3 protein-coding genes are annotated in these 3,733 nt (G+C 42.2%); 1 reads left to right on the top strand and 2 read right to left on the bottom strand.

Features of this window, described 5'->3' with window-relative positions; translation table 11 throughout:
* Positions 1-123: 123 nt before the first annotated feature.
* Together bioD and pheT are read right to left on the bottom strand one after the other, a co-directional pair.
* Positions 124-738, bottom strand: a complete 615-nt coding sequence (gene bioD / locus Q1V93_RS00880; RefSeq protein WP_300660175.1) for a dethiobiotin synthase — start codon at positions 736-738, stop codon at positions 124-126.
* Positions 739-1,005: 267 nt separating this feature from the next.
* Complete coding sequence (gene pheT / locus Q1V93_RS00875) at positions 1,006-3,438, bottom strand: phenylalanine--tRNA ligase subunit beta (protein WP_300660172.1); 2,433 nt, start codon at positions 3,436-3,438, stop codon at positions 1,006-1,008.
* A 96-nt stretch (positions 3,439-3,534) separates the two neighbouring features.
* On the opposite strand from pheT, the gene Q1V93_RS00870 reads away from it, so the two are divergent.
* Positions 3,535-3,733: hypothetical protein (locus Q1V93_RS00870; protein WP_300660167.1), on the top strand; the 199-nt coding region annotated here is incomplete at its 3' end.

The following is a 3,733-nucleotide window of genomic DNA, read 5'->3' as shown; positions in this document are numbered from 1 at the left end:
CATCAATATATGTTTTCCCGTTTGCGTCAATCAACGAGGTTGCTTCTGCCCGAACAATACACAAAGGTTCACCGGCAGTTTGCATTTGGGTAAAAGGATGCCAAACGTGTTGTTTATCCTTTTCTAAACTTGTTGCTCTATCCATAAATTGGCTGCTTCCCGAATCGTTTCAACTGAAAACTCAGCTATTTCGGGAATGTATGTCATGTTTAAATCTGAAAAATGCGAGCGGTAAATGCGCTCTGAAGCTTCGTTTCGCTGACCATTAATGATCAATCCGGCAATGGGAATTTCGCGGATCATCAACGCATTTAAGGTCAATAAAGTGTGATTGATACTTCCCAAATAATGTTTGGTTACCACATAAACCGGCAATTCCCACAATTGGAACAGGTCGATGTAGCAAAGCCCAACATCATTCAGCGGAACCATCAAACCTCCGGCTCCTTCAATAATGGTTTGTTTCGTAAAAGCGGGTAAATCAAAATATTCTTCTGTCAGTTCAATTCCATCCAGACGCGCTGCTTCATGCGGCGACATGGCTTCGTTCAACAAGACGTTTGAAGGTAAAATTGTTGTTTCAGAAGTAACAGATTTCACGAAATCACTGTCCAAAGCATTTAAATCTCCAGCCTGAACAGGTTTCCAGTAATCTGCCTTTAAAGCTTCGCAAAGAACCGCACTAACGACTGTTTTTCCTACTTCGGTTCCAATTCCGGTAACTACGAATGATTTCATGTTTACTTTCAGTAAAATACAAAAATAGAATTTCAGCGGGTTTCAGAGACCATCTTACGGAAAATTAACGCTCAAAAAGAATCGTCTGAAAGGAAAATCATTTTAAAACAAACGCTGCCTTATCCGAAAAGGAAAATGGAGCAAAAGCTTGAACATTCCAACAGTCCCGGAAGCATTTTTTTCTTGTCTGACGTAATTTCCCAATATTGGGACAGCTTTAAACCTTTAGTTTAAGTAAAACCTATCTTTCCCCCATCACTGCTACATTTATCTCAACTCCGCGCCCAATTGTTTTTCCAATTCTGTACGAATTGTGTTCATAATTCCGTCTACCTGAGAATCTTTCAAAGTCTGCTCCGCATCCTGGAACGTAAATGAAACAGCATATGATTTTTTCCCTTCCTGCAGGTTTTTCCCTTCGTACACATCAAACAATCCTACTTTCTGAAGGATTTTCTTATCTGCCTTTCGTGCAATCTGTTCAATTTCAGCAAAACGTACTTTGGAATCAAGCAACAACGAGAAATCGCGTCTCACTTCAAAGGTTTTAGGAAGTTCCTTGTATTGCGTTTTCGCCAGTTTCAAAGAAGCTAAAATTGCATCCCAATCCAAATCAGCAACGAAAACATCCTGCTTCACTCCGAAATGCTTTTTCACTTTGGAATTCACCCAGCCGATGGTTCCAACTGTATTTTTCAAAACACGCACCTGGTAACCATCTGCCAGAATTTCCTGGCTTTGCAAACCTTCTTCCTGTAAAAGAGAAATCAAACCCAAACGTTCAAACAAATTGTTCACGATTCCTTTCAGCGTAAACAAGGTTGATTTCTCCAGTTTTTGAGCCCAGGATTCTTCCTGTTTATTTCCAGTCATTAAAATCAACAAGCGCTTGTTTTCAGCATACGTTCCATTCTCCTGTGAGTATGTCTTACCGAATTCAAACAAACGCAAATCCGGGTTTTGACGGTTCTGATTGTGAGCAACCGTTTCCATTGCCTGGAATACCAAACTTTGACGCATCACAGCCAAATCCTGACTCAAAGGATTCAACATCGAAACTGCCTTTGAAACGGAAAACTGTTCTCCGCCCAATTTCTCAGCATATTGCGGACTTGTCAATGAATTGTTCATCATTTCGTGGAAGCCCATTCCCGCCAAAACTTCAGCCAGACTCACTCCCAAACGCTCCAAATCAGGTTTTTCAGTCAAAACCAATGAAGTATTCAATTTCTCCGGAAGCGGAATCTGGTTGAATCCGTAAATACGCAAAATTTCTTCGATTACGTCAATTTCACGATCTACATCTACGCGGTAATTCGGAACCGAAAGCTCCAAACCTTCATTCGTTTCAGCTAGAATTTCGAAATCCAGTGAAATTAGGATTTTCTGAATCACGTTCTTGTCAATTTCGTGTCCTAAAACCTGGTTGGTACGATTATATCTTACTATTACTTTTCTTCGTTGAATCGGACTCGGGTAAAGATCTACCACGTCCATTCCGATTTTTCCTCCTGCAACTTCCTGGATCAGCTGAGCAGCACGTTCTAAAGCATAAGGAATCAAATCCACATCTACTCCGCGCTCGAAACGGAAACTTGCATCGGTCGACAAACCATGTCTTTTCGCCGTTTTTCGAACTGAAACCGGTTGAAAATAGGCTGCTTCCAGAAACACATTTTTCGAAGTGTCCGAAATTCCGGATTGATTTCCTCCAAACACTCCGGCGATACACATCGCTTCGGAAGCATTCGCAATCACCAAATCTTCTTCGTTCAATTCGCGTTCAACGCCATCCAATGTCGTGATCTTTTCTCCCGGTTTTGCAGTGCGAACTACTACTTTTCCGTTCACCACATCCGCATCAAACGCATGCAAAGGTGTTCCCAATTCACGCATCACGTAATTCGTTACGTCCACGATATTATTGATCGGGGAAAGTCCGACAGCTCTTAATTTATTTTGCAACCAGGCCGGAGAAGGTTTCACTTCCACTCCCGAAATGCTTAATCCCATATATCGCGGACAACGCTCCGCATTTTCAACGGAAACCGTGATTGGCAAATCACTTTCTTTCTGAGGTTTTCTCGTTTCTTTCAACTGCAATTTTGCCGTACTTCCTTCGTGGCAAGCCAGATACGCCAACACATCTCGCGCCACACCAATGTGTCCCATCGCATCCGCGCGGTTTGGCGTCAACCCGATTTCGATTTGCACATCGCTTTCCAGTTCCAGGTATTCCGCAGCCGGTGTTCCGGGTTTTGCATTCGGATCCAGGATCAAAATTCCGTCGTGGCTTGTTCCTAAACCCAATTCGTCTTCAGCACACAGCATTCCGTATGATTCCACATCGCGGATTTTGGAGACTTTCATCTTCAAAGGTTCGTCCGGTTTCGGATATAGAACAGCTCCAACCTGCGCCAAAATTACTTTCTGACCAACTGCAACATTCGGAGCACCACAAACAACCTGCAAGATCTCTGTTCCGTTGTTTACTTTCGTCACTTTCAAACGATCCGCATTCGGATGCTGCTCACATTCAATCACTTCTGCAACAACAACTCCCTGTAAACCACCTTTTACACTTTCTATGGTTTCAAAACCTTCCACTTCCAAACCGGTATCGGTCAAAAGCTGATCTAACTCTTCGGGAGATTTTTGAATTGGTAAGTACTCGTGCAACCAAGCGGATGATATTTTCATTGTCGTTATTTTTTGGAAGTTCAAATTTAAGAAAAAGCCTAGAAAACGAGGTTTAATTTGACATAAAAGCTTAAATTCGTTGACACTAAAATACGGATGAAACTCCTCGCCTTACAAATCATACTATTATTCGCATTTTCCATTTCGTGGGGACAGGAAAAGGCAACTATTAGTGGTTATATTTCTGAGAAAAGTTCGGGCGAACCGATCATCGGCGGTCAAATTTATGTTCCATCTGTCCAAAAAGGCGCTGTCACGAATGAATTCGGGTTTTATTCGCTCACTTTGCCGAAAG

Source organism: Fluviicola sp. (assembly GCF_030151805.1).
In the GTDB taxonomy this organism is placed as follows: domain Bacteria; phylum Bacteroidota; class Bacteroidia; order Flavobacteriales_D; family Crocinitomicaceae; genus Fluviicola.
The sequence above is the reverse complement of the archived record's forward strand: the minus strand, read 5'-3'. Positions and strand labels throughout refer to the sequence as shown.

Bases quoted from the DNA above. Each gene is read 5' to 3' on its own strand.
- pheT (WP_300660172.1), bottom strand. From the start codon at position 3,438: ATGAAAATATCATCCGCTTGGTTGCACGAGTACTTACCAATTCAAAAA.
- bioD (WP_300660175.1), bottom strand. From the start codon at position 738: ATGAAATCATTCGTAGTTACCGGAATTGGAACCGAAGTAGGAAAAACA.